This is a genomic window from Cupriavidus oxalaticus (assembly GCF_016894385.1).
GTDB classification, from domain to species: Bacteria; Pseudomonadota; Gammaproteobacteria; order Burkholderiales; family Burkholderiaceae; genus Cupriavidus; species Cupriavidus oxalaticus.
Window position 1 is genome coordinate 594,963 of record NZ_CP069812.1, and the last position, 24,807, is coordinate 619,769.

General features: G+C 67.9%; 26 protein-coding genes. 8 read left to right on the forward strand and 18 right to left on the reverse strand.

The features are described 5' to 3' along the window. The first annotated feature begins 28 nt into the window (after positions 1 to 28). Together JTE92_RS15075 and JTE92_RS15080 are read left to right on the forward strand one after the other, a co-directional pair. Positions 29 to 1,678 (forward strand): amidohydrolase, encoded by a 1,650-nt coding sequence (locus tag JTE92_RS15075; RefSeq protein ID WP_063236887.1) that lies wholly within the window; start codon positions 29 to 31, stop codon positions 1,676 to 1,678. Continuing rightward, entirely contained in the window at positions 1,675 to 2,655 is a 981-nt protein-coding gene (locus JTE92_RS15080) for a CobW family GTP-binding protein (protein ID WP_167525682.1), read from the forward strand. The genes JTE92_RS15075 and JTE92_RS15080 overlap by 4 nt, the downstream gene beginning before the upstream one ends. 3 nt (positions 2,656 to 2,658) lie before the next feature. Here JTE92_RS15080 and plsY read toward each other — a convergent pair whose 3' ends face one another. The 6 genes from plsY to JTE92_RS15110 form a co-directional block, all read right to left on the reverse strand. Continuing rightward, the gene (gene plsY, locus JTE92_RS15085) at positions 2,659 to 3,267 is read right to left on the reverse strand and encodes a glycerol-3-phosphate 1-O-acyltransferase PlsY (RefSeq protein WP_084254428.1); all 609 of its coding nucleotides are present in this window, start codon (positions 3,265 to 3,267) and stop codon (positions 2,659 to 2,661) included. Between the two features lie 144 nt (positions 3,268 to 3,411). Continuing rightward, on the reverse strand, positions 3,412 to 3,903 hold the full coding sequence (ybaK, locus tag JTE92_RS15090) for a Cys-tRNA(Pro) deacylase (protein ID WP_063236976.1): 492 nt from the start codon (positions 3,901 to 3,903) through the stop codon (positions 3,412 to 3,414). 24 nt (positions 3,904 to 3,927) lie between these two features. Then, positions 3,928 to 4,884 carry a site-specific tyrosine recombinase XerD gene (gene xerD / locus JTE92_RS15095; protein WP_063236890.1) on the reverse strand — a complete coding sequence of 319 codons (957 nt, stop codon included), beginning with the start codon at positions 4,882 to 4,884 and terminating at the stop codon, positions 3,928 to 3,930. After that, the gene (locus JTE92_RS15100; RefSeq protein WP_063236891.1) at positions 4,881 to 5,375 is read right to left on the reverse strand and encodes a methylated-DNA--[protein]-cysteine S-methyltransferase; all 495 of its coding nucleotides are present in this window, start codon (positions 5,373 to 5,375) and stop codon (positions 4,881 to 4,883) included. The genes xerD and JTE92_RS15100 overlap by 4 nt, the downstream gene beginning before the upstream one ends. Positions 5,376 to 5,493: 118 nt before the next feature. Beyond that, entirely contained in the window at positions 5,494 to 6,462 is a 969-nt protein-coding gene (locus tag JTE92_RS15105; protein WP_063236892.1) for a tripartite tricarboxylate transporter substrate binding protein BugE, read from the reverse strand. A gap of 114 nt (positions 6,463 to 6,576) precedes the next feature. Further along, positions 6,577 to 7,173 carry a chalcone isomerase family protein gene (locus tag JTE92_RS15110; RefSeq protein ID WP_063236893.1) on the reverse strand — a complete coding sequence of 199 codons (597 nt, stop codon included), beginning with the start codon at positions 7,171 to 7,173 and terminating at the stop codon, positions 6,577 to 6,579. A gap of 262 nt (positions 7,174 to 7,435) precedes the next feature. Between JTE92_RS15110 and JTE92_RS15115 the strand changes: the two genes are divergently transcribed. Then, the gene (locus tag JTE92_RS15115; protein WP_063236894.1) at positions 7,436 to 8,329 is read left to right on the forward strand and encodes an AEC family transporter; all 894 of its coding nucleotides are present in this window, start codon (positions 7,436 to 7,438) and stop codon (positions 8,327 to 8,329) included. On the opposite strand, the gene queG is transcribed toward JTE92_RS15115, so the two are convergent. Then, complete coding sequence (gene queG, locus JTE92_RS15120) at positions 8,322 to 9,557, reverse strand: tRNA epoxyqueuosine(34) reductase QueG (RefSeq protein WP_232353223.1); 1,236 nt, start codon at positions 9,555 to 9,557, stop codon at positions 8,322 to 8,324. The genes JTE92_RS15115 and queG overlap by 8 nt on opposite strands. A 16-nt stretch (positions 9,558 to 9,573) precedes the next feature. Here queG and tsaE point away from each other — a divergent pair, with 16 nt between their 5' ends. Together tsaE and JTE92_RS15130 are read left to right on the forward strand one after the other, a co-directional pair. Continuing rightward, positions 9,574 to 10,107, forward strand: coding sequence for a tRNA (adenosine(37)-N6)-threonylcarbamoyltransferase complex ATPase subunit type 1 TsaE (gene tsaE, locus JTE92_RS15125; protein ID WP_063236896.1), 534 nt, complete (start codon positions 9,574 to 9,576; stop codon positions 10,105 to 10,107). Continuing rightward, positions 10,101 to 11,600, forward strand: coding sequence for an N-acetylmuramoyl-L-alanine amidase (locus JTE92_RS15130; protein WP_063236897.1), 1,500 nt, complete (start codon positions 10,101 to 10,103; stop codon positions 11,598 to 11,600). The genes tsaE and JTE92_RS15130 overlap by 7 nt, the downstream gene beginning before the upstream one ends. A gap of 55 nt (positions 11,601 to 11,655) precedes the next feature. Here the strand turns inward: JTE92_RS15130 and JTE92_RS15135 are convergent, their stop codons facing one another. Further along, on the reverse strand, positions 11,656 to 12,681 hold the full coding sequence (locus JTE92_RS15135) for a bile acid:sodium symporter family protein (RefSeq protein WP_063236898.1): 1,026 nt from the start codon (positions 12,679 to 12,681) through the stop codon (positions 11,656 to 11,658). Between the two features lie 92 nt (positions 12,682 to 12,773). Between JTE92_RS15135 and JTE92_RS15140 the strand changes: the two genes are divergently transcribed. Next, positions 12,774 to 13,691: a LysR family transcriptional regulator gene (locus tag JTE92_RS15140; protein WP_063236899.1), complete on the forward strand. Its 918-nt coding sequence runs from the start codon at positions 12,774 to 12,776 to the stop codon at positions 13,689 to 13,691. Between the two features lie 14 nt (positions 13,692 to 13,705). Here JTE92_RS15140 and JTE92_RS15145 read toward each other — a convergent pair whose 3' ends face one another. The 7 genes from JTE92_RS15145 to JTE92_RS15175 form a co-directional block, all read right to left on the reverse strand. Beyond that, positions 13,706 to 14,464: a 3-hydroxyacyl-CoA dehydrogenase gene (locus tag JTE92_RS15145; RefSeq protein WP_063236900.1), complete on the reverse strand. Its 759-nt coding sequence runs from the start codon at positions 14,462 to 14,464 to the stop codon at positions 13,706 to 13,708. A 584-nt stretch (positions 14,465 to 15,048) separates the two neighbouring features. Further along, complete coding sequence (gene adk / locus JTE92_RS15150; RefSeq protein WP_063236901.1) at positions 15,049 to 15,714, reverse strand: adenylate kinase; 666 nt, start codon at positions 15,712 to 15,714, stop codon at positions 15,049 to 15,051. 360 nt (positions 15,715 to 16,074) lie between these two features. Continuing rightward, the gene (gene kdsB / locus JTE92_RS15155) at positions 16,075 to 16,884 is read right to left on the reverse strand and encodes a 3-deoxy-manno-octulosonate cytidylyltransferase (protein WP_063236902.1); all 810 of its coding nucleotides are present in this window, start codon (positions 16,882 to 16,884) and stop codon (positions 16,075 to 16,077) included. Positions 16,885 to 16,903: 19 nt separating this feature from the next. Beyond that, positions 16,904 to 17,110, reverse strand: a complete 207-nt coding sequence (locus JTE92_RS15160) for a Trm112 family protein (protein WP_029047914.1) — start codon at positions 17,108 to 17,110, stop codon at positions 16,904 to 16,906. Further along, entirely contained in the window at positions 17,091 to 18,200 is a 1,110-nt protein-coding gene (gene lpxK, locus JTE92_RS15165; RefSeq protein WP_063236903.1) for a tetraacyldisaccharide 4'-kinase, read from the reverse strand. The genes JTE92_RS15160 and lpxK overlap by 20 nt, the downstream gene beginning before the upstream one ends. A gap of 204 nt (positions 18,201 to 18,404) precedes the next feature. Continuing rightward, positions 18,405 to 18,836, reverse strand: a complete 432-nt coding sequence (locus JTE92_RS15170; protein ID WP_063236904.1) for an ExbD/TolR family protein — start codon at positions 18,834 to 18,836, stop codon at positions 18,405 to 18,407. An 18-nt stretch (positions 18,837 to 18,854) separates the two neighbouring features. Then, entirely contained in the window at positions 18,855 to 19,475 is a 621-nt protein-coding gene (locus JTE92_RS15175; protein ID WP_063236977.1) for a MotA/TolQ/ExbB proton channel family protein, read from the reverse strand. Positions 19,476 to 20,550: 1,075 nt separating this feature from the next. Here JTE92_RS15175 and xseA point away from each other — a divergent pair. Next, positions 20,551 to 21,936: an exodeoxyribonuclease VII large subunit gene (gene xseA, locus JTE92_RS15180; protein WP_174544827.1), complete on the forward strand. Its 1,386-nt coding sequence runs from the start codon at positions 20,551 to 20,553 to the stop codon at positions 21,934 to 21,936. A 346-nt stretch (positions 21,937 to 22,282) separates the two neighbouring features. Then, positions 22,283 to 22,864 (forward strand): superoxide dismutase [Fe], encoded by a 582-nt coding sequence (gene sodB, locus JTE92_RS15185; protein WP_063236906.1) that lies wholly within the window; start codon positions 22,283 to 22,285, stop codon positions 22,862 to 22,864. A 100-nt stretch (positions 22,865 to 22,964) separates the two neighbouring features. Here sodB and JTE92_RS15190 read toward each other — a convergent pair whose 3' ends face one another. From JTE92_RS15190 to JTE92_RS15200, 3 genes are all read right to left on the reverse strand, one after another. Further along, positions 22,965 to 23,516, reverse strand: coding sequence for a DUF4142 domain-containing protein (locus tag JTE92_RS15190; protein ID WP_063236907.1), 552 nt, complete (start codon positions 23,514 to 23,516; stop codon positions 22,965 to 22,967). 10 nt (positions 23,517 to 23,526) lie between these two features. Further along, on the reverse strand, positions 23,527 to 24,291 hold the full coding sequence (budC, locus tag JTE92_RS15195) for a meso-2,3-butanediol dehydrogenase (protein ID WP_063236908.1): 765 nt from the start codon (positions 24,289 to 24,291) through the stop codon (positions 23,527 to 23,529). 70 nt (positions 24,292 to 24,361) lie between these two features. Further along, positions 24,362 to 24,754, reverse strand: coding sequence for a hypothetical protein (locus JTE92_RS15200; protein WP_116386750.1), 393 nt, complete (start codon positions 24,752 to 24,754; stop codon positions 24,362 to 24,364). Between the last annotated feature and the right edge of the window lie 53 nt (positions 24,755 to 24,807).

The following is a 24,807-nucleotide window of genomic DNA, read 5'->3' on the forward strand; positions in this document are numbered from 1 at the left end:
GCAAGCAGGATCAACCCGGAGACCAGATATGAGCCAAGCGACCGTCACCGTCTACGCGGCGCGCAAGATCATCACCATGAACCCCATCCAGCCTGTTGCCACCCATGTCGCCGTGCGCGACGGGCGCATCCTCGGCGTGGGGCGTGCGCAAGACATGGCCGGGTGGGGCGCGGCGACGCTGGATACCCGTTTTGCCGACAAGGTGCTGATGCCCGGCCTGATCGAGGGGCACTCGCACCTGCTCGAGGGCGGCATGTGGAAATTCGTTTATGTCGGCTACTACGACCGGCGCGGACCCGACGGACGGCTGTGGCCCGGCCTGAAGAGCTTCGACGCCGTGGTGGCGCGCCTGCGCGAAGCCCAGGCGCAGCTGCAGGATACCGCGCAGCCGCTGCTGGCGTGGGGCTTCGATCCCATCCACTTCGGCCGTGCGCGCATGACCGTGCGGCACCTGGACCAGGTGTCGGCCACGCGCCGGATCGTGGTCATGCACGCCAGCATGCACCTGATGAACGTCAACACCGCCATGCTCGACGCCGCCGGTATCGATGCCGAGACCCCCGTGGACGGCATTGCGAAAGACAGCGACGGCCTGCCCACCGGCGAACTGCAGGAGTTCGCCGCCATGTTCCTGGTGTTCAAGACCATCGGCAATGTGTTCTTCGATGCCGGACAGACCGAAGAGGGCATCCGCAACTTCGGCCGCGTGGCGCAGCAGGCCGGAGTGACCACCGCGACCGACCTGGTCAACAGCCTGGACGCGGATGCCGTCGCGAACCTGAGCCGCGTCACCGCCGATCCGGACTTCCCGGTGCGCATGGTGCCCGCCTACGCACCGCTGCGGGACCTGCAAGGCGGCGGCGCGCAACGCGTGGCCGAAGCCATGGCAAGCAACACCGACAAGCTGCATTTCGGCCTGGTCAAGCTGGTGGTCGACGGCTCGATCCAGGGCTTTACCGCGCGGGTGCGCTGGCCGGGCTACCACAACGGCGCCGCCAATGGCCTGTGGCTGGTGCCGCCGGCGCAGATCGAGGAACTGCTCGCCGTCTATCACCGGGCCGGGCTGACCGTGCATATCCATACCAATGGCGACGAAGCCACCGAGCTCGCGCTGGACGCGGTCGAGGGCGTGCTGCGCGCGCATCCGCGCTGGGATCATCGCCACACGCTGCAGCACTGCCAGCTTGCCGATGCCGCCCAGTTCCGGCGCATGGCGGCGCTCGGCATGTGCGCCAACCTGTTCGCCAACCACCTCTACTACTGGGGCGATGCGCACCACGCCATGACGGTGGGGCCGGATCGCGCCAACCGCATGAACGCCGCCCATACCGCGCTGCGCAGCGGCGTGCCGTTTTCCCTGCATTCGGATGCGCCGATCACGCCGATCGGGCCGCTGTTCACCGCCTGGTGCGCGGTCAACCGCCAGACCGCGAGCGGGCGCATCCTGGGCGAGGGCGAGCGCATCCCGGTGCAGGACGCGCTGCATGCCATGACCCTGGGTGCCGCCCATACGCTGCGCCTGGACCACCTGGTGGGCAGCATCGAGGTGGGCAAGCAGGCGGACTTCGCCGTGCTCGACGACGACCCGCTGGCGGTGCCCCCCGCCGCGCTGCGCGATGTGCCGGTATGGGGCACGGTGCTGGGCGGCAAAGTGTTCGCCGCACCCGGAAACGCATGATGCGGCGCCCGGACATTCCCCTGACGGTGCTCGGCGGCTTCCTCGGCGCCGGCAAGACCAGCCTGCTCAACCACCTGCTGCGCACGCAGCAGGGCGAGCGCGTGCTGGTGATGGTGAACGATTTCGGTGCCATCAACATCGATGCCGAACTGATCGCGAAAGCAGCGCCAGGCATGCCCGAGGGCATCGTCAGCCTGACCAACGGCTGCGTGTGCTGCTCGGTTGGCGGCGACCTGATGCAGGCCTTCCTGACGGTGCTGAAGCTCCCCGAGCCGCCCGGGCGCATCGTGGTCGAAGCCAGCGGAGTGGGCGACCCGGCCCGCATCGCGCAGCTCGGCCGCGCCGGCGGCGGCTTCCGCAGCGAGGGCGTGGTCACGGTGGCAGACGCCGAAGCCGTGCGCCGGCTCGCCGGCGACCGCTATGTGGGCGATACGGTGCGCGCCCAGTTGCGCGCGGCGGACCTGGTGCTGCTGAACAAGGCCGACCTCGTCGGCGCGGGTGAGCTCGACGCGCTGCGCGGCTGGCTGGGCACGCAAGTACCGGATGCCCGGGTGATCGCATGCCAGCACGGCCAGGTCGATGCGCGCCTGATCCTGGGACCGGCACCGGGCGCCATCGAAGCCGCGGCACGGGCCGGGGCAGGCAGGGAGGGCGGGCATGGCGTGGCGATGGACACCGACCACGCTGCGGCGTTTTCCGGCAGCAGCTTCGCTTCCTCCATCCGCTTCCGCCGCGCGGCGCTGGAGGGCGCGCTCAATGCCTTGCCGCCGCAAGTGTTGCGCGGCAAGGGCATGGTGTTCCTGGAGGGGGAGGACAGCCCGCGGCTGCTGCAGATCTGCGGCAAGCGCTGGACCCTGGAGCGTCCCGGGCCACCGGAAGCGGCAGCGCGCTCACGCATCGTCTTCATTGCCGCGAAGCAGGCAGAGGGGGCGACGTTCGATCCCTGGCGCCATTTCAGTCCGGCGCTGGCCGGATAGCGCTCAGACCTTCTTCTTGTCCCCGATCCGGCTTTCCTTGCCGGCCAGCAGCTTGGCAATATTCTGCCGGTGCCGGGCGATCAGCAGCACGCTGATCGCGAAGATGGCGCCGGTCATCACGTCCACACCATTCATCAGCACATAAAAGAACGGCGCGAAGATGGCAGACACCAGCGCCGCCAGCGACGAATAGCGGAAGAAGAACGCAATGATCAGCCAGGTGGCCAGCGTGCCCAGCCCCAGGACCGGGTCGATCGCCAGCAGGATGCCGGCCGCCGTGGCCACGCCCTTGCCGCCGGCAAAGCGGTGGTACAGCGGGAACAGGTGGCCGAGGAATACCGCCAGCGCCACCATGGCCAGGCCGGTTTCATTCAACCCGTAGGCGGGGCCGAAGCGCGCCGCCAGCCACACCGCCAGCCAGCCCTTCAGCGCATCGCCGATCAGCGTCAGGATCGCGGCCTTCTTGTTGCCGGTGCGCAGCACGTTGGTCGCCCCCGGGTTGCCCGAGCCGTACGAATGCGGGTCCGGCAGCCCCATCAGCTTGCTGACGACGACAGCAAAGGAAATCGAGCCGATCAGGTAGGCGGCGAGGGCGAATATCAGGTTAGGCAGGTTAGCCATGTGCAGTGGGGTGTTTTCAAGCTGGCGCGATTGTAGCGCGGCGGCGCCCTCACCACGTCCGTGACTTCCCGGATTGGCATGCGCGGCCGCCGTGCGCGTGGCGCGAGGTGACGGCTGGGGCGCCTGGCCGGTGTTTCAGTCAGGCAGCGCGCATTGGACCGGTTGGGCATCGACCAGTCCGTGCAGCAGCTTCGGGTTCAGGCTGACGAGGTAGCCGCGCCGCCCGCCGTTGATGTAGATGCGCTCCAGCTCCAGCACCGTGGCCTCCACATACACCGGCATGCGCTTGCGCGTGCCGAACGGCGAGGTGCCGCCGACCATGTAGCCGCTGTGGCGCTGCGCCACCTCCGGCTTGCACGGCTGCACGCTCTTGCGCCCGGTCTGGCGCGCCAGGTTCTTGGTCGAGACCGAGCAGTCGCCGTGCATCAGCACCACCAGCGGCTGCGCGCGCTCGTCTTCCATGATCAGGGTCTTGACCACGTCGTGCTCGGGAACGCCGAGCTGGCGCGCCGATTCTTCGGTGCCGCCATGCTCGACGTATTCATAGGGGTGTTCGCCGAAGGCCACGCCCTGCTTGCGCAGGAACTGGGTGGCGGGGGTTTCGGAGACGTGCTTGTTCTTGCTCATGGCGATGGTGCCGCTCAGTGCCACTCAGCCGCGCGGATGGTGCTGCTGGTGCAGCTCGCGCAGGCGCTCGCGCGCGACGTGGGTGTAGATCTGCGTGGTGGAGATATCGGCGTGGCCGAGCAGCAGCTGCACCACGCGCAGGTCGGCGCCGTGGTTGAGCAGGTGCGTGGCGAAGGCGTGCCGCAGCGTGTGCGGCGACAGCGGCGCGTGCACGCCGGCATCGCGCGCGTGGCGCTTGATCAGGTGCCAGAACGCCTGCCGCGTCATGCCTTCGCCGCGCTGCGTGACGAACAGCGCGTCGCAGGCGCGCCCGGCCAGCAGCGCGGGACGCGCGCTGGCGAGGTAGCTGCGCAGCCAGTCGGCGGCCTGCTGGCCGAACGGGACCAGCCGTTCCTTGTCGCCCTTGCCGCCGACCACGCGCGCCACGCCCTCGTTCAGGCCGATCTCGATGGTCTTCATCTGCGTCAGCTCGGACACGCGCAGGCCGCTGGCGTACATCAGCTCCAGCATGGTGCGGTCGCGCAGGCCCAGCGGCGTGCCGGTGTCGGGCGCTTCCAGCAGCGCATCGACCTGCGCCTCGGTCAGTGTCTTGGGGTAGCGCGGCGGCTGCTTGGCGGGGCGCAGCAGCAGGCAGGGATCGGCTTCGACGATGTGCTCGCGCAGCGCCCACTGGTAGAAGCGCCGGAACACCGCCAGCCGGCGGTTGGCCGACGACGCGCGCGTCTGCGTGTGGCGTGCGTTGAAGTAGGCCGACAGCACGCTGTCGTCCACGCCGGGCAGCTCGCCATGGCCTTCGTGGCGCAGCCAGCGCGCCAGCAGGGTCAGGTCGCGCCGGTAGGCGTCGATGGTGTTCTGCGACAGGCCGTCTTCCAGCCACAGCGCGTCGCAGAAGCGGCTGACCAGCGCCGCGTCGGCATCGCCGGGAGCCGTGGCGAGCTCTGGTGGTGTGTCCGCCGCCACCGTCCGTGACACGGGGCTCATATCAGCATGGCGCCTTCATGGCGCAGCAGCCAGCGTTTGACGTCGAGGTAGAAACCATCTTCGGCATGATGGGAGAAACCGCCGATGCCGCGGGCCGAGACCACGCGATGGCAGGGGATCACGATCGGGAACGGGTTCTGGCCGCAAGCCTGGCCCACCGCGCGCGGCATCGCGCCGATGGCCCCGGCAATGGTGCCGTAGGTGGTGGTGGCGCCGCGCGGCACGGCGGCGATGGCCTGCCAGACGCGCTGCTGGAAATCGCTGCCCGCCGGTGCAAGGGGCAGGTCGAAGCGCGCGTCGGGGTTGGCATAGTAGGCCGCCAGCTGGGCTTCCAGCCGGGCCACGAGTTCTCGCGTCAGCGCATCGGCTGCCGGCGCGCGTGCTTCGACGTGTCCGGGCAGGTAGACGATGGCCCGGATGCGTTCGCCGTCCGTGCGCACGCCGACCTTGCCGAACGGGGCAGGGAGGATGGCATCGTAAGTGGCTGGCATGGCGGTCCGACTGCTGACTGGGGCGAATGCTGGATTTTAGTGCTTTTTGCGTTGGCAAGAAAAAAGGCCGCCTTCCGGCGGCCCCTTGCTGCAAGTCTGGCAAGTGCTGCAAGCCGGATTACTGCTCCAGCTTGATGTTCTGCACCTTCACCAGGTTCTTCATCTTGTCGAACTCCTTCTTGATCTCGGCCGCGTGCTGCGCCGGCGTATTGCCCGACGGCTCGGCGCCGGCGGTGCGCAGGCGTTCCTGGAAGCCCTTGTCCTGCAGCGCCTTGACCGCGGCGTCGTTCAGCTTCTTGATAACGTCGTCAGGCGTGCCGGCCGGCGCCACCAGGCCGTACCAGGCCGGGTCGTTCGGCTCCTTCAGGCCCATTTCGCCGAAGGTCGGCACGTCCGGCAGCGAGTCCAGGCGCTTGTTCCAGGCCACTACGATCGGGCGCAGCTTGCCGGCCTTGATGTAGGGCATCGACGACGGCAGGTTGTCCACCATGATCGGCACCTGGCCGGCCAGCACGTCGTTCAGCGCCGGGCCCGCGCCGCGGTAAGGGATATGGACCATGAAGGTCTTGGTCGAGACCTTGAACTGCTCGCCCAGCATGTGGCCGAAGCCGCAGGTGCCCGACGACGCATACGAATACTTGCCCGGATTGGCCTTCAGCACAGCCAGGAATTCCTTGTAGTCCTTGGCCGGGAAGTTCGGGTTGACCGCGATCACGTTGGCCACGTTGGCCAGGTTGGTGATGGGCTTGAAGTCCTTGATCGGGTCGTACGACAGCTTGGGGTTGCAGGCCGGGTTCACGGCCATGGTCGACACCGTCGAGATGCCGATGGTGTAGCCGTCCGGCGCCGCCTTGGCGATCGCGTCCGCACCGATCGAGCCGCCCCCGCCGGCGCGGTTTTCCACGACCACCGGCTGGCCCAGGATGCGGCTCATCTGGTCGGCGGCACCGCGGCCGACGATGTCGGTGGTGCCGCCCGGTGCGAACGGAATAATCAGGCGGATCGGCTTGGTCGGATAGCTCTGGGCGTGCGCCGTGGTGGCGGCGGCGGCCAGGGCCAGGGTCAGAGCGAGTTTGCCAGCTTGCATGAGATCATGTCTCCCGTCAGAAATCCGGGCAGGGTGCTGCCCGGAAGCAAAGAAACCGTCGCGGTGCCACAGGTAAAGGCACGGCGGCGGCAGCGTAAAAGAGGTCGGCCCTTGTCAGCCGCCGAGCAGTCCGCGCTTGACGTCCGGGTCGACCGGATGGTCGCCCAGGAACACCCGCAGCACGGCCTGGTAGAAGTCTTCGCCAGGGATCGGACGGCCGCGCGGCGTGCCGTTGATGGCGATGACCGTGCCCGTCTGCGGGGCAAAGTCCAGGTTGATCACGTCGCCCTTGTGCGCGTTGCCGACCTCGCCCAGGGTGCGCTCGAACTGCACCAGCCGCGCGGCCAGGCCCTGCACCTGCGCTTCGCTGTGGTTATCGCGGATGCCCTGGCGGATGGCGCGGGCAAAGGCGGGCGGTTCGGCCTCGCGCAGCATGCGCAACTGTAGCCGCTTGGCGCCGGGCGTGCCGAGTACCACGGTCGCGTTGCGGGCTTTTTCCTGCAGGTACAGCGCGGCCACGTAGCCCTTGGTCAGGAAGCGCGCGCGCAGCGCGGCGCCGTTGAGCTGCAGCTCCTTGCCGCCCACGCGCGCGGCATCGTCGAAGCGGATCCCTTCCATCTCGACCGCGCGCGCCGGCATGGCACCGGCAGCCGTGGTGGCGCACAGCATCACCAGCAGGGCGGCCGCGCGCGAGCGCAGGCGGCTGGTCATGACGGTGGGCAGGCCAGGGCGTGAACGGGAGCGAAAGTGGGTGTCCGGGCCTGGCGGCGCGGAACGGATGCGGGACAACATGGCGGCAGGGCATACAACTTGGCATGCCATGCTGACCCAAATCTGGAAAAATACCTATCCGTATCTGCCCTAGTCTGCACATTCCCGCGCACCGGCCGTTATTTCTTCCCCCACGCGGCCGGGACCATGGCCGGATGCGAGGCAGATGCCGCGCCGTGCCCTCGCCCTAACAACAACGACAATGTCTTCTGCTCTCCTGCTGGTGCCGGACTTCAGCCTGATCCTGATCGGCTGGCTGCTGGTGCGCTATTCCCCCTTCGACCGCGCCTTCTGGGGCGGGGTGGAGCGGCTGGTCTACTTTGTGCTGTTCCCGGCGCTGCTGCTGCAGTCGACCAATGCCGCGGTCTTCGATTTCTCTTCCACCTCGGCGATGCTGGGCCTGGCGCTGCTGGCGCTGGCCGTCGGCATGGCCGGCGGCTACGCCGTCAAATGGGTGCTGAAGCCCGATGCGCTGAGCTTTGCCTCGGGCCTGCAGACCGCCTTTCGCTTCAATTCCTATATCGGCCTGGCGCTGGCGTCGCGCCTGGGCGGCAGCGAGGGGCTGGCGCTGATGGCGGTGATCGTCGGCTGCACCGTGCCGCTGTGCAACGTGGCGGCGGTGTGGGCGCTGGCCCGGCACGGCGAGACCGCGCTATGGAAGGAACTGGCGCGCAACCCCCTGATCCTGGCCACCGCCGGCGGCCTTGCGACCAACCTGCTGGGCCTGCACCCGCCCGAGGTGGTGGCGATGACGCTGAACCGGCTGGGCTCGGCGTCGACCGCGCTGGGGCTGATGACGGTGGGCGCCGGGCTGCAGATGAGCGGGGCGACCGGCACGGTGGGGCCGGTGGCGTGGTGGACCGGGGTCAAGCTGCTGGCGATGCCGTGCGTGGCGTGGCTGGTGGGCCGGCACCTGCCGCTGACCGCGCTGCAGTACCAGGTCGTGGTGCTGTATGCCTCGCTGCCGACCGCGTCGAGCGCCTATATCCTGGCGGTGCGCATGGGCGGCAACGGGCCCATGGTGGCGGCCACGATTTCGGTGATGACGGTGGGGGCCATCGTTACCACGCCGCTGTGGCTGGCGCTGGTCAGCTAGTGCGTGCGGGCTCGCCCTGCGCGAGTGCCCAGTCGATATGCTCCTGCACCAGCGGCGAAGCGGAATCGCGCCGCGCCTGCAACGCGGCCCGGACGCGCGCGGCCAGCGCGGCGTCTTCCGCGCGCGTGCCCGACAGCGCCGCGCGCAGGCTGTTGCCAAGCCCCACCGCCAGGTTGCGCAGCCAGCGCTCATGGCCGATGCGGCGGATCGGGCTGCCCTCCAGGCGCTGGTTGAACTCGTCTTCGGTCCACTGGAACAGCGCCATTATGTCGGGCGCGTCCAGGCCATTGCGCACGTCGAAATCCGGCACGCTGGCCACGTGCGCGAACTTGTTCCACGGGCAGGCCAGCTGGCAGTCGTCGCAGCCATAGACGCGGTTGCCCATCGGCGCGCGGAATTCGACCGGGATCGGGCCCTTGTGCTCGATGGTCAGGTAGGAGATGCAGCGGCGCGCATCGAGCCGGTAGGGCGCGACGATGGCGCGCGTGGGGCAGATGTCGAGGCAGCGGTGGCAGTTGCCGCAGTGGTCCGTTTCGGGCGCATCGGCCGGCAGCGGGATATCGACCAGGATCTCGCCCAGGAAGAACATCGAGCCGCCGTCGCGGTCGAGCAGCAGCGTATGCTTGCCGCGCCAGCCGAGTCCGCCCTGGCTGGCCAGCGCCACTTCCATCACCGGCGCGGAATCGGTGAAGACACGGTAGCCGAATTTGCCGATCTCAGCCTCGATCCTGCTGGCCAGCTGCTGGAGACGGCTGCGCAGGACCTTGTGATAGTCGCGGCCGCGCGCGTACAGCGACACCACCGCGGTGGCCGGGTCGCCCAGCCGCGCCAGTTCGCGCCGGCGCCAGTCGGGGGCGCCCGGCGGGGTCTCGGTGGCGGGGACATAGGGCATGCGCGCCACGATGGCGCGGACCGTGCCCGGCACCAGTTCGGCCGGACGGGCGCGCCGCAAGCCGTGGTTCGCCATATAATCCATGTCGCCGTGGCAACCCTGCTCCAGCCAGGCCAGAAGCCCCGGTTCGGCGTGGCCAAGATCGACGTCGGCGATGCGCACCGACGCAAAACCCAGCGCGGCGCCCCAGGCGCGGATGGATTCCGCAAGCGCCGCCAGCTCCTCAGGGTCGGCCTGGCCGGCGTGGCCGGCGTGGCCGGATTGCCCTGGAGCGTTTGCGGGAACACTGTGCGCGCCTGGCGCGCTGGCCGGCGGCTTGACTGCTGGGTCGATCATCCCTGAATTGTACGCAATGCCCTTGCTCGAAGAACGCACCCTGACGCTGCCCGACGAAGCCGCCACCGCGCGCCTGGGCGCCGCGCTGGCCGCCACCGTGCAGACCATGCCGCCGCGCGCGGTGCATGTGCAGCTGTCCGGCGACCTCGGCGCCGGCAAGACCACGCTGTCGCGCGCGGTGCTGCGCGCGCTCGGCCATGCCGGCAAGGTGCGCAGCCCCACCTACACGCTGTGCGAGCCTTACGAGGTGGCCCGCGCCGACGGCTCGCCGCTGACGGTCTACCATTTCGACCTGTACCGCTTCGCCGATCCGGAGGAGTGGATCGACGCGGGTTTCCGCGACTGTTTTGCCGAACCGGCCTTCAACCTGGTCGAATGGCCGGAGAAGGCGGGCCGCCTGCTGGGGGAACCCGACCTGCACGTGTTGCTCCAATCGGACATGGTACGGCCGGCCGACAGCGAAAAGCTCGCGGGCGATGCCGGCGAGCGGCGCATCGCGACGTTGCGCGCCTATACTCACACTGGACTTTCCTTGCTGAACGCATGCTGATCAAGCGACTAGCCACCGACCGCCCCGATGGACCAGACGGCCTGCTGCCGGCGCGCCGCAAATGGATGGCGCAGGCGCTGAAGCTGGGCGCGGGCACTGCCGTGCTGACGTTGGCCGGCCCGCAGATCGCGTTCGGCGCCGGCATCGTCGCGGTGCGCGTGTGGCCGGCCGAGGACTACACCCGCGTCACCATCGAATCCGACGCGCCGCTGGCCGCGGTGCACCAGATGATTCGCGATCCGGACAGGCTGGTGGTGGATATCGACGGCCTGGACCTGTCGCCCACGCTGCGCGAGCTGGTGGCCAAGATCACTCCCAACGACCCGTATATCCAGACCGTGCGCGTCGGCCAGAACCGCCCGCGCGTGGTGCGGATGGTGTTCGACCTGAAGGAGAGCGTGGCGCCGCAGGTGTTCACGCTGTTGCCGATCGGCAGCTACCGCAACCGGCTGGTGTTCGACCTGTACCCGGTCAACCCGCCCGACCCGCTGTGGAAACTGGTGCGCGACACCGAGGACAAGCAGCGCCGCTTCGCCACCTCGGACCCGGCCCCGGGTCCTGACAGCATCGCCGGCGCCCCGGCCGGGGCCGAGGAAGATGCCATCGGCGCGCTGGTGCGCAAGTTCGACGAGAAGGGCGAAGTGCCGGCCACGACTGCGCCGCCGCCCCCGGTGGTTGCGGCCCGGCCCAGGCCATCGGCCCCCGTGGTGCCCAAGCCTGATGCCCCGGTGGTGCCGCCGGTTGCGCGCGACAACCCCACCGCCGAGCGCCCGTTCAAGATGCGCCGCCTGCTGACGGTGGCCATCGATCCCGGCCACGGCGGCGAAGACCCGGGCGCGATCGGCGCCGCCGGCTCGCGCGAGAAGGACGTGGTGCTGCAGATCGCGCACCGGCTGCGCGCCAAGATCGACGCGCAGCCCAATATGCGCGCGATGATGACGCGCGACGCCGATTTCTTCGTGCCGCTGAACGTGCGCGTGCAGAAGGCGCGCCGGGTGCAGGCCGACCTGTTCGTGTCGATCCACGCCGATGCCTTCCTGTCGCCGGAAGCCAATGGCGCTTCGGTGTTTGCGCTGTCCGAGCGCGGCGCCTCCAGTACCGCGGCGCGCTGGCTGGCCAACAAGGAAAACGCCTCCGACCTGATCGGCGGCGCCAACATGGGCAACAAGGATGCGCAGGTCGCGCGCGTGCTGCTGGACCTGTCCACCACCGCGCAGATCAATGACAGCCTGCAGGTCGGCAAGACCGTGCTGGGCGAGATCGGCGGCATCAACCGGCTGCACAAGGCGCACGTGGAGCAGGCCGGGTTTGCGGTGCTGAAGGCGCCGGACATCCCGTCGATCCTGATCGAGACCGCGTTTATCAGCAACCCGGCGGAGGAGCGCAAGCTTAACGACAGCGCACACCAGGAACAGCTGGCGAATGCCATCCTGCGCGGGATCAAGGCGTACTTCGCGAAGAATCCGCCGCTGTCGAAGAATCCGTCGGTGTGATCGGAATGGACGTAAAAAAACCGGGCATGCCCGGTTTTTTTACGTCCGTGCCGCCTTACGCCCGCGCCGCCGCGCGATCCTCCAGCAGCGCATCCCGGTTGGCGTAGCGCGACGCAATCACCGAGCAGACGATCAGCTGCAGCTGGTGATAGACCATCAGCGGCAGTACCAGCAGCCCCAGCGCGGGATGTCCGGCAAACAGGATCTTTGCCATCGGGATGCCGTTGGCCAGGCTCTTCTTCGAGCCGCAGAACACCGCGGTGATTTCGTCCTCGACCGAGAAACCCATGCGGCGGGCGGTCAGCGTGGTGAAGCCCAGCACCACGAACAGCAGCACCGCGGCAATCAGCATCACCGCGCCGATGGTCTGCCACTGGTACTGGTGCCACAGGCCTTCGGCAGTCGCATCGCAGAACGACGAATAGACGATCAGCACGATCACGCCACGGTCGATCTTGGTGGTGATCGGCTTCTTCTTCGCCAGCCAGTTGCCGATCAGCGGGCGCAGCAGCTGGCCCAGTGCGAACGGCAGCAGCAGCTGCAGCGCCACGCCGGTGAGCGCCTTGCCCAGCGGCATCGAGGCGCCGCTGGCGCTGATCACCAGCCCCATCAGCAGCGGCGTGACCAGCATGCCGATCAGGCCCGAGATGGTGGCGTTGAAGATGGCGCCCGACACGTTGCCGCGCGCCATCGAAGTCATGGCGACCGACGACGACACCGTCGACGGCAGCGCGCACAGGAAGAACACACCCAGCAGCAGGTCCGCCGGCAGCGTGTTGTGCAGGGCCAGCATCAGCAGCGCGCCGACCACCGGGAAGACCACGTAGGTGAACGACTGCACGAACACATGCAGGCGCCAGTTCTTGGCGCCCGCCACCAGCTTGTCGCGCGACAGTGCCGCGCCATGCAGGAAGAAGACCAGTGCCACGCCCACGCTGGTGACCACGCCCAGGTGCAGCGGACCCTTGCCGGTGCCGATTTCCGGGGCCGCCAGGGCGATCGCGATGGCGGTCAGCATGATGAGGACGAAGCCGTCGATCAGGTCATAAAGTTTCTTGAGTTTGGCAAAAAGACGAGACATGACTGCGGTTGGTTAGGGTTTTGCCTAGTATTGGACGCCAGCCGGGTCTAGAATGCAAATTCATTTATAGAATCTATTTATCCGGTCGTTGCATGAATTACACACTGCGCCAGTTGCGCGTCTTCCTGGCGGTGGCCAGCAGCGGCGGTTTCAGCCGCGCCGCCGACGTGGTGGGACTGACCCAGCCGGCTGTCAGCCGCGGCGTGGCGGAGCTGGAAGAGGCACTTGGCGTCAAGCTGCTTGACCGCACCACGCGTGAAGTGGTGCTGACCGATGCCGGGCACGCGCTGGTGCCGGCGCTGGAGCGGCTGCTGGGCCAGCTCGACGATACGCTCGAAGAAACGCGTCAGTTAGGTGAACGCTATCGTGGGCGCGTCGTCATAGCCGGCGCTCCGACCATTTCCGCGCGGCTGATGCCGATGTATGTCGCCGCCTGCGCCGCGCAATACCCCGATATCCGCCTGACCGTGCGCGACAACGTGCAGGCCGACGGCCTCGAGCAGGTCCGCGCCGGCGCCGTCGATTTCGGCGTGCTGATCGATCCGCTGGTGCGCGAAGGGCTGGCGGTAGAGCCGGTGGCGACCGACCCGTTCTGCTTTGTCTGCCGGCGCGACCACCCGCTGGCGCAGTCGGCAACGGTGCCTTGGTCGGCGCTGCACGGCATGCGGCTGGTGCTGCTGGACTTCGCCTCCGGCAGCCGGCCGCTGATCGACCGCATCTTCGGCCGCCACGGCGTGGCGCCGCAGGTGGTGCAGGAACTGGGGCACTCGGCCAGCGTGTTCGGCATGGTCGAGGCCGGCATCGGCGCTTCCGTGCTGCCCTCTTTCTCGCTGCCGCTGCCCGCCGCATCGCCGCTGGTGTGGCGGCCGCTGGTGCCGCGCGAGGAGCGCAGCATCGTCATGGTCCGGCGCGAGGACCGCTCGCTGTCGCCGGCCGCGGCGGCGGTGTGGGCGCTGGTGCGGCGCCTGACGCTGCGCGTCGAGGCGCCCGCGATGGGCGCTGCGGCCTGAGCGCCGGAGCCTGCTTACTTCGGCTGCATCCGGATCGCGCCGTCGAGGCGGATCACTTCGCCGTTCAGCATCGTGTTTTCGATGATCGCGCGGGCCAGCCTGGCGTACTCCGCCGGGCGGCCCAGGCGCGGGGGGAACGGAACCATCTTGCCGAGGGCGTCCTGCACTTCCTGCGGCATGCCGAGCAGCATGGGCGTTTCAAAGATCCCCGGGGCGATGGTCATGCAGCGGACGCCGTCGCGGGACAGGTCGCGGGCGATGGCCAGGGTCATGGCGACCACGCCGCCCTTGGAGGCGGCATAGGCGGCCTGGCCGATCTGGCCATCGAAGGCGGCCACCGAGGCGGTGTTGATGATCACGCCGCGCTCGCCCTCGCTGTCGGGAGTGTTCTGGACCATGGCGGCGGCGGCCAGGCGGATCATGTTGAAGGTGCCGACCAGGTTGATGCGGATGGTCTTGTCGAAGGCATCCAGCGGATGCGGGCCGTTCTTGCCGACCGTCTTGTTGGCGGTGGCGATGCCGGCGCAGTTGACGAGGCCGGACAGGCGGCCCAGTGCCTGGGCGGCGGCGACCACGGCCTGGCCGTCGGCCTCGGAGGTGACGTCGCAGCGGATGAACAGGCCGTTCAGTTCGGTGGCGAGGGACTGGCCGGTTTGTTCGTTGAGGTCGGCGATGACGACTTTGGCGCCGGCTTCCGCCAGCATTCTTGCCGTGCCGGCGCCCAGGCCGGAGGCGCCGCCGGTGATGATGAAGACGTTGTCTTGGATTTGCATTTTGCGGTGTCTCCTTTGGGTGGTGTTTCCGTTTACGTAAACGTCAACTATTGTACGGGGTGGGGGTTGTTGTGCAAGGGGGATGGGCCCCGTGCTGGCATCTGGTGGATACTTGATGTGCCCGGTTCCGCCCTGAAGGGCGGGTAACTTTTTGTCCGAGCGACAAAAAGTCACCAAAAAGCGCGTTTACGGCCCTGCGGGCGGCCATTCTTATCGTAGTAGGCGACGGCTTTCGTACGGGGCTTTGCTTCGTTGCAGGGCAGGACTGCCTGACGCCTTGGTGCGCCACGGTGGCTTGGGATTGAAGCGGGGATTGAACGAGCCCAGAGCTGTGAGTGGGCCCTGCTGCTGGCGGCGTGGTAGGAACGCCTTCGGCTGCGCTGCGCGCGGCCCCAAAGAAAAAGCGGCCCGTGGGCCTAATGCCGTTCAGTTAAGGTATCAAGCCCCACCGTCATTCCCGCGAAGGCGGGAATCCAGCGTCTTTTGAAGTCACTGGGTTCCCGCCTTCGCGGGAACGACAGTGGTTAACTGAACAGCATTAGGCCCCTGGGCCGCCTTTTATTGTCGTATCGTTCGACTGCCGATTATTTCAGCGCGTCAAACACTTGCGCCGTGATCTCGTCGACGTTGCCGACGCCCGAAATCTTCCGGTACTTCGGCGGCGCGACCTTGGCGCTGGCGTCGCCCTTGGCGGCCCAGTCCGAGTAGTAGTCGACCAGCGGGCGGGTCTGCTGCGAGTAGACGTCCAGGCGCTTCTTGACGGTTTCTTCCTTGTCGTCGTCGCGCTGGATCAGCGCTTCGCCGGTTTCGTCGTCGATGCCTTCGGCCTTGGGCGGGTTGTACTTGACGTGGTAGGTGCGGCCCGAGGCCACGTGCACGCGGCGGCCGCTCATGCGTTCGATGATGGCGTCGAACGGCACGTCGATTTCCAGCACGTAGTCGATTGCCACGCCGGCGTCCTTCATCGCCTCGGCCTGCGGGATGGTGCGCGGGAAGCCGTCGAACAGGTAGCCGTTCTTGCAGTCGTCCTGCTTCAGCCGGTCTTTCACCAGGCCGATGATGATGTCATCCGACACCAGTCCGCCCGCGTCCATGACCTTCTTGGCCTCCACGCCCAGGGGCGTGCCGGCCTTGACCGCCGCGCGCAGCATGTCGCCGGTGGAGATTTGCGGAATGGCGAACTTCTCGCAGATGAACTTGGCTTGCGTGCCTTTGCCGGCGCCGGGTGCGCCCAACAGGATCAAACGCATTTACGGGTCCTCAGAGTTTTGAATCTGGTGTGGCGGGAGATCAGAAGGAGGGTAATGCCGCAACTTGACGCAAGACTTACTGCTGTCTTGTCGGATGTCGACGGCATTTGGCGCAGGCACACGCCCACGCGGACGTCCGGCGGCGGCTGCCAGGGGGATGGCGGCGCGGCGCACCAGTCGGGCTCTATCTTTATCTCCCCACCGGGCCTTGGCCGGCAGCGCGTTGGCGCACAGCCGGGGCGGCCCTGTATCGGCAAGCATTATGCCATGAGGCGGCGCCGATCCGGCCTGAAATCCGCCCCCCGGTTCAGGTTGCAGCAGTTTGAACCTGAGCGGGCGGCCGGCCGGGCCGGGTGGCGTTCAGGGCCCGTCCTGCGCCATCGACTCGGCCCACAGCACGCGCACGCGCTCCAGGTCGGCCGGGGTGTCGACGCCGGGCGCCGGCGCGGCAGCGGTTTCCACCACCGCGATGCGCTCGCCATGCCACATTGCGCGCAGTTGCTCCAGCGCCTCGGTCTGTTCGAGGGGCGCGGCGGCCAGGGTCGGGAAGCGCCGCAGGAAGCCGGCGCGATAGGCGTACAGGCCGATATGGCGCAGCACCGGCATGGCCGGCAGCGGCACCTGGGCCATGGCGGCGGGCACGGCCGGCACGCCCGCCCAGGCGTCGCGCGCCCACGGGATCGGCGCGCGCGAGAAGTACAGCGCGCGTCCGGCGGCGTCGCACACGACCTTGACCACGTTGGGATTGAAGACCTCGGCGATGTCGTGCAGCGGGTGGGCCGCGGTGGCGATGGCGCAGTCGGCGTGCTGCGACAGGTGCAGCGCCACCTCGTCGATCAGCGTCGGGTCGATCAGCGGCTCGTCGCCCTGTACGTTGACCACGATGGCGTCGTCGGGCAGCCCGAGTTGCGTTGCCACTTCCGCCAGCCGGTCTGTGCCGGTGGGGTGGTCGGCGCGGGTCAGCACGGCTTCGATGCCATGGTCCGCGCAGGCCTGCGCCACGGACGGGGCGTCGGTGGCGACCACGGTGCGCCGGGCCGACGAGGCATGGGCGCGTTCGGCCACGCGCACGATCATCGGGCGCCCGCCGATATCGGCCAGCGGCTTGTCAGGCAGGCGGGTCGAAGCGAGCCGCGCGGGGATGACGACGGTGAAGGCCGGGACGGTCATGGTGCTGACTCAGTGGTTCTCAGTTGCCGTTGGCCGGCGCGTCCGGGTCGATGGCACGGCCCGGCACCGACTGGCGCGCTTCGTCGGCCAGCATCACCGGGATGCCGTCGCGGATCGGGTATGCGAGCTTGTCGGCGTGGCAGATCAGTTCCTGCGCGGCGCGGTCGTACTCCAGCTTGCCCTTGCACAGCGGGCAGACCAGGATTTCAAGCAGCCGGTTGTCCATCTCGGTGTTCCTCGTTGCGCCCGGCGCTGCCGGACGTGGCCGCCGCGGACTGCGCGGTCGGTGCGGTGTTGATATGCGCCAGCACGGCGCTGCGGATTTTGTCGATCAGGCCCGCGTCGATCACCGGCCTGGTCGGCACGACCCAGATGCGCGGGTCGTCGAAGCGCTCGCATTTTACGGCATCCTTCTCGGTGATCAGGATCACGTCGGCATCGAGCGCGTCGGCGTTGCCGGCGAACGGGTCGTCGGCAAAGTCATAGTGGTCGGGCAGCGGCAGCGTCTTCGGCGACAGGCCGGCACCGCGCAGGCTGGCGAAGAAGCGCTCGGGGTTGCCGATGCCGGCCGCGGCCAGCACGCGCCGCCCGGCAAAGGCGGAAACCGGCCGTGCCATGGCCGGGTCGTTGAGCTGCCAGGCGTCTTCCAGCTCCAGCCGCATGCCGTAGACAGCGGGGCGGTCGGGCGTGGCGCGGAAGTTGGGATCGTTGACCAGCGTGGCGTCGCGCGGGCGCGTCAGCGGTTCGCGCAGCGGGCCGGCCGGCAGCATCAGGCCATTGCCGCCCATGCGCGTGTCGAACATCACGATCTCGAAATCGCGCTGCAGCTTGTAGTGCTGCAGGCCGTCGTCGAGCAGCAGCACGTTGACGCCGGGGTGCGACACCAGCATGGCCTGCGCGCACAGCGCCCGGTCCGGGAACACCCACACCGGCACATCGGTGGCGCGTGCGATCAGCAGCGGCTCGTCGCCGACGTCGCTGGCCTGCGAGGTCGGCTTGACCCGGCGCGGATGCTTCAGCTCGACGCCATAGCCGCGCGATACCACGCCGGGCCGCAGCCCGGCTTCGGTCAGCGCATGGGCCAGCGCGATCACGGCCGGCGTCTTGCCGGTGCCGCCCACGGTCACGTTGCCGACCACCACCACCGGCATCGGCAGCCGCGTGGACTTGAACCAGCCGCGCCGGTAGCCGTGCCGGCGCACCCGCGCCACCAGCCCGAACAGCAGCGAGAACGGCAGCATGACCCAGGCAAACCAGCCGCGGCGCTGCCATTGGGCGGTCACGAAGTCGGCGAGGGCATGGCGGGGAGCGGGCATGGACGCGGCGGGTCGGTCAGATCGTGGATGGGATGGGATTGTAGTGCGCTCGGGATCTCGCATCCCGAAAGGGAGGGTCGGCAGAAACGCGCAAATCAACCCATTATGGGCACTGCGCAGCGCATGGGGCAAGCCCGGCCAGGCGCCGTGCCCGACCGCAAGGCCGCCGGTCCCTGCTTATGCGGGGATGACGATGGCCCGCGCTCAGCGCGGCTGCGCGCCCTGCGTGGCGAAGGTCAGGCGCGACAGCCCGGCCAGCCGCGCGGCTTCCATCACGTTGACCACCGCCTGGTGGCTGGCCTGCGCGTCGGCGTTGACGATCACCACCGGTGGCTGGCCATCCCCGGCGGGCCCGGAGGCGGCGCGCAGGTGGTCGGCCAGGCTGGTGACGTCCTTCTGCTCCAGCACTTTCTTGTTGACCGAGTAGACCCCGCGCGACGACACCGACACCACGATTTCCTGCGGCCGCTGCTGGGCGCGCTCGGCGTCGGCGGTGGGCAGCTGGATCTGCAGCTCGGTATAGCGCGAGTAGGTGGTCGTGATCATCAGGAAGATCAGGATCACGAGCAGCACGTCGATCAGCGGGATCAGGTTGATCTCCGGCTCTTCGCGCCGCTGGCGGGAACGGAATCGCATGGCGTGGCGGGTCCGTGATCAGCTGCGGCGCTGCGGCAGGATCGCGTCCAGGAACGCGGTGGCACGGAATTCCAGCTCGGCCACGTAGTCGTCCACGCGGCGGCGGAAGTAGCGCCAGAAGATCAGCGCCGGGATCGCCACGATCAGGCCGAAGGCGGTGTTGTACAGCGCCACCGAGATGCCGTGCGCGAGCTGTTCCGGGTTGGCGCCGGTGCCGCCCTGGCTGCCGAAGATCTCGATCATGCCGATCACGGTGCCCAGCAGGCCCATCAGCGGCGCCACCGAGGCGATCGTGCCGAGTGCGTTCAGGTAGCGCTCCAGCTCATGCGCGACGGCACGGCCGGCTTCCTCGACCACATCCTTGGCGGCGTCGCGCGAGGTGTGCGGTTGCAGCACCACATGGCGCAGGCCGGCGGCCAGCACGCGGCCGAGCGGCGAATCCTGTTCGAGCGTGTTGACCACTTCCGGCGTGGCGCGGCGCTGCTGCGCGGCGGCCAGCGCTTCGTCATAGAGCCGGGGCGGCAGCACCTTGCTGCGCTTGAGCGACAGGAAGCGTTCGACGACCAGTGCCAGCGCAAGGACCGAGGCCAGCAACAGCGGCCAGATCGGCCAGCCGGCCGCTTGAATGATGGAAAACAATTGGACCCCCGGGATCACAACCCAATAAAGAAACCCCAACCAGCTGGTCGGCATGCCTTGAGGCACGTCTGCACGCAGCGCGCTCCGGCATTGCTCTGAAAAATCAGGCGCAACTCTAACCCGCGGCCTGCCGCGCGGCAAGCGACGGCAGGGCTGGCTGTCTCGGGCGCGCATCGGCGCCGGCCGATGTCGCCGGCGGCTTTCCACAGGGTGCAGGGACAGCATTGTGGATCGATTGTGGAAAGCCGCCGGACAAGCGATGCAAGTGCTTGATTCGCAAAAGGAAGCTTGGGTCTGCTTAAAAATTGTGCAGAGCCGCGTGGAAGGCTCGCGACGCTTGCCGCACATCAGGGAAAAACGGCTGGGATGCAGTTGTAACCCCCTGTCTGGTCGCTGGCGCGCGATGCGAGGCGGTCTTCCACATGAGTGCGGGACAGGATTGTGGACCGGTTGTGGACAGGTGTCGGAGAAGCCACCTAAGTCATTGATTTTAAAGGTTAGGAATGTGATTGCTTAAAAAACAGGCAAATGCGCGCTGACGCGTCCCCCAGCGGGGCGGCGGCGCGTCGCGTGGGTAAACCCGTGCTTTTCCACACCGGGCAGGGAGAGGATTGTGGACGGCCTGTGGATAAAGTCTGGAGAGGTAGGCTAACCCATTGATTTTATGAGGTATGCGAGGGGCTGCCTGGAAATTAGGCAATCCATCGCTTATCGCCGTTCCACATGATGCCTTGCCGACGCGTGGCATGACATGCCGGCTACGCCGCCTGGGGCGTGACGCTGACCACGCTTGACCGGCAAGGCCGCGGTAAAGTCGGGTAAACCCCGTACTTTATCCAGAGAATCTGTGGATAACTTTGTGAACAAGCCCCATCCGTACTCGCTAAGTGGTTGATGCAAAAGAGAATTAGTTATATTGCCTACTTTTTATTGCGGTCATAAAACTCATAAAAATCAAAGAGTTGTACGAAACAATGCGGCCTGCGGGGCAGCATCCGGCTATCATCGCTACCCTCTTGACAGACCAGTTATGCTGTGGACATGTCCCATTAACGCCGCTCGACCGGCGTGCGCCATGCCCGACCTGACCAGCTTTTCGCGTGACGCTTCCCCCACCGGTTCACGTAGTGGCCGTGAAGTCATTCCTGTCGGCGAGCTGAACCACACCATCGCCCGATTGCTGGAGCGCAGCTTCCCGCTGGCCTGGGTGCGCGGCGAGATCTCCAACTTCACCCGTGCGGCCAGCGGCCACTGGTATTTCTCGCTCAAGGATGCGCGCGCCCAGATCCGCTGCGTGATGTTCCGCGGCCGCAACCAGCATGTCGACTTCCAGCCGCGCGAGGGCGAGGCGGTCGAGGTGCGCGCCGTGGTCACGATGTACGAGGCGCGTGGCGAACTGCAGCTCGGCGTGGAGGCGATGCGCCGCGCCGGCCTGGGCAACCTGTACGAAGCCTTCCTGCGGCTGAAGGAAAAGCTGGCGCAGGCCGGGCTGTTCGCCCCCGAGCGCAAGCGGCCGGTGCCGGTGCACCCGCGCACCATCGGCGTCATCACCTCGCTGCAGGCCGCCGCCCTGCGCGATGTGCTGACCACGCTGCGCCGGCGCGCGCCGCATGTGCCGGTGGTGGTCTACCCGGTACCGGTGCAGGGTGCCGGCGCAGCGCAGAAGATCGCCGACATGATCGACCTGGCCGATGCGCGCCGCGAGTGCGACGTGCTGATCCTGTGCCGCGGCGGCGGCAGCATCGAAGACCTGTGGTCGTTCAATGAAGAAGTGGTGGCGCACGCGATCGCGCGCTGCGCGCTGCCGCTGATTTCCGGGGTGGGCCACGAGACCGACTTCACCATTGCCGATTTCGTTGCCGACGTGCGCGCGCCCACGCCGACCGGCGCGGCCGAACTGGTCAGCCCCGACCGTGCGCACCTGCTGGCGCGGACCCTGCGCGGCCGCGACGCGCTGGCGCAGGCCATGCGCCGTGCGCTGGACCTGCGCGCCCAGCACCTGGACTGGCTGGCGCGGCGCGTGCGCAGCCCGCAGGCGCAACTGCAGGAGCGCCGCGCGCGCGTCGACAATCTGGCCCGACACTTGCGGTCGGCATTGCGCGACACCGTGGTGTCGCAGCGCCACCGCCAGCAAGTGCTGGCGATGCGCTGGCGCGCATGCCGGCCCGACACGGCCGCGGCACAGGCGGACCTGGCACGGCTGCGGCAGCGGCTGCAGGCCGCCGCCACGCGCCGCCACGAGCGCGCCGGCCAGCGCCTGGCGCGCGCCGCCGGTGCGCTGGAGCTGCTGGCGCCGCAGCGCACGCTCGAGCGCGGCTACGCGGTGCTGCTCGACCAGCGCGGACGCGCGCTGCGCTCGCCCACCGAGATCCGCCCGGGCAGCGTGGTCGAGGCGCACCTGGCCGAGGGCGTGGCCGACCTGTCGATCGCCGGCGTGCAGGCGAAGCTGGGCGATTTCTGAGGGTGCTCCTTAGTGGCCCGAACTTGCCCAAGCAAGGTGTTCTCCCTCTCCCCTCAGGGGAAAGGGCTGGGGTGAGGGTGGTCTAGCCAGGCACCACATCAAGCAAGGCCAACGGTTTTCACCCGCGGGTGTCAGCCTTTGACCCGCCTGCCCTCACCCCCGGTTGCTCTCCCGCCAAGCGGGAGAGGGGAGCAAACCGGCGCCTTTCTCAATCGCCCCGGAAACCCGCCTCCGGACCAACTAACATCGGAGCAGGGGGCATAGGCCTGCGGTTTGCGTGGGTATTACAAGTCCCCTACAATCGGCAATTCCGGACCCTACAACCCCAACCCACAGAGACAGAACAATGGAACACAAGCTCCCCCCGCTTCCGTACGCGCATGATGCCCTGGCTCCGCACATCTCCAAGGAGACGCTGGAGTTCCATCATGACAAGCATCACCAGACCTACGTCACCAACCTGAACAACCTCATCAAGGGCACCGAGTTCGAGAACGCGACCCTGGAAGAGATCGTCAAGAAGTCGTCGGGCGGCATCTTCAACAACGCTGCCCAGGTGTGGAACCACACCTTCTACTGGGATTCGCTGAAGCCGAACGGCGGCGGCCAGCCGACCGGCGCCCTGGCTGATGCCATCAACGCCAAGTGGGGCTCGTTCGACAAGTTCAAGGAAGAGTTCACCAAGGTTGCCGTCGGCACCTTCGGTTCGGGCTGGGCCTGGCTGGTGAAGAAGGCCGACGGCTCGCTGGACCTGGTGTCCACCTCCAACGCCGCGACGCCGCTGACCACCGACGCCAAGCCGCTGCTGACCTGCGACGTGTGGGAACACGCCTACTACATCGACTATCGCAATGCCCGTCCCAAGTACGTCGAGGCATTCTGGAACGTCGTGAACTGGGACTTCGCCGGCTCGAACTTCGCTGGCTGATCCACGGCCAACGCTGCACCAGTGAAAAGCCCCGGAATTCCGGGGCTTTTTGCTGGGTATTTGATTTTGCCGGGTACTTGAAGTTCGCCGTTCGCGCCGCTCACGGCTTCTGCGAGGTCACCTGCGAAGCCAACTGCCGCGCCATCTCGAGGTGGTGGTTCAGCGTCGGCAGCGTCTGCCGCGCGAAGGCCTTGACGCCCTCGTCCTTGGCGTCGTCGGCGGCCTTGCGGAACAGCGCCACCGCCTCCTGGTGGGCATCGACGCCGATCTGCCGCGCGTAGGCGCTGTCGAACGCGCTGCCGCTGAGCTTGCCCAGGTTTTCCAGCTCCTGCTTCTTTACTTCCGGCGGCGACGCTGGCAGCTGAATGCCGAGCTTTCTCGCCAGCTGGAGCATCTTCTCGTCCGCGGCCTGGTGGTCGCGGATCATCTGCGCGGCGAAGGCCTTGACCGCTTCGCCGCTTGCGCGCGTCTGCGCGAGCTTGCTGGCCGCGATCTCCAGTGCGCTGGCCTCGGCCGCGTCGCGCAGGAACAGCGCGTCCTTGTTCGGCGCCATCGCGGTGCCTGGCTTGTCCGACAAGGGCGCCGCATAGGCACCGGTGGCAAGCAGCAGCGCCATCGCTGCAAGGGTCGTCTTGGGGATGGATCGCAGCATGACAGCCTCCTCAGTCCTGTTTCGGTTGCCCGTTCGACGCCATCAGTCCGCCATCGACGGGGAGGTTCACGCCGGTGACAAAGCGCGCATCGTCGCTCGCCAGGAACGCGATCACCGCGGCGATGTCTTCGGGCTCCGCGGTACGGCCCAGCGCGATACGGTCGCGAAAGCGCTCAATCAGCGCTTCGTCCTCGAACATGTCCCTGGTCAGGTCGGTGCGCGTCAGCGACGGGCACACGGCATTGACGCGCACGCCGTCGCGGCCATAGTCCATGGCCAGCGCGCGCGTCAGGTTGCTGACGCCGCCCTTGGCGGCGTTATAGAAGGACAACCCCCAGTCGCCGCCCAGTCCCGATACCGACGACACATTGACGATGCAGCCGCGCGACTTGAGCAGCGCGGGCATGGCGGCGCGGCAGCCGTGGAAGACACCGTCGAGGTCGATCGCGGTCACCTTGCGCCAGTCGTCGAGGCTGGCCTCGGTGATGCGGCCCTCGACCGCCACGCCGGCGTTGTTCACCATCACGTCGAGCCGCCGGAACCGCTGCAGCGCCGCCGACACCAGCGCTTGGACCTGCTCCCACTGCGAAACGTCGGTGACCTGCACCAGGCGGCGGCCCTCGGGCAGCGTGCCGGCGATGGTGTCGAGCTTCTCGCGCGTGCGCCCGGCAAGCACCACGCTGGCGCCTTCTTCGGCAAAGCGGCGCCCGGTCGCCGCGCCGATGCCCGATCCTGCGCCGGTCACGATGACCACCTTGTCGGTAAAGCGTTGCATGAAGTCTGCCTCCTCTGTGAACACGCGGGTTCGAGCCGATTTCAACGTCCTTTTTCAACGTCCCTTTTTTTCAACGTCCCTTGGAATCGGGTACGCGGGTCTGGTCGATGCTGGCGCCGCCGCTGCCGGTGCGCGGCTTGCCGTGCAAGCCATCGCGGTCGACCTTGCCGGCGCTTTCCGACGCCGGCTTGGGTTGGTCGCGGCCAGGCAGGCCGCCCGCCGTATGCGGTTCCCTGGGCACGTCGCCCAGATCCCGGGCGAGCCCGCCGGGATTGGTCGGCGTGGCGCCCGGCGTGCTCGCCGGCGCCACCCCGGCGCCGGGCGGCGGGATGGTCTGGCTGCCTATGGGGCCCTTGTCGGTGCGCACGCCGGTGCTGTCGATCTTCTGGGCCAGCGCGCCGCCGGCCAGCAGCGACAGCAGCGCGGCGGCGGCTGCAAAGCGCGAGGAAAAGCGGATGCGCATGGATCTCTCCTGGAGTGACAGTGTCCTGCTGTTGTTGCGCAAAGCATTTGCCG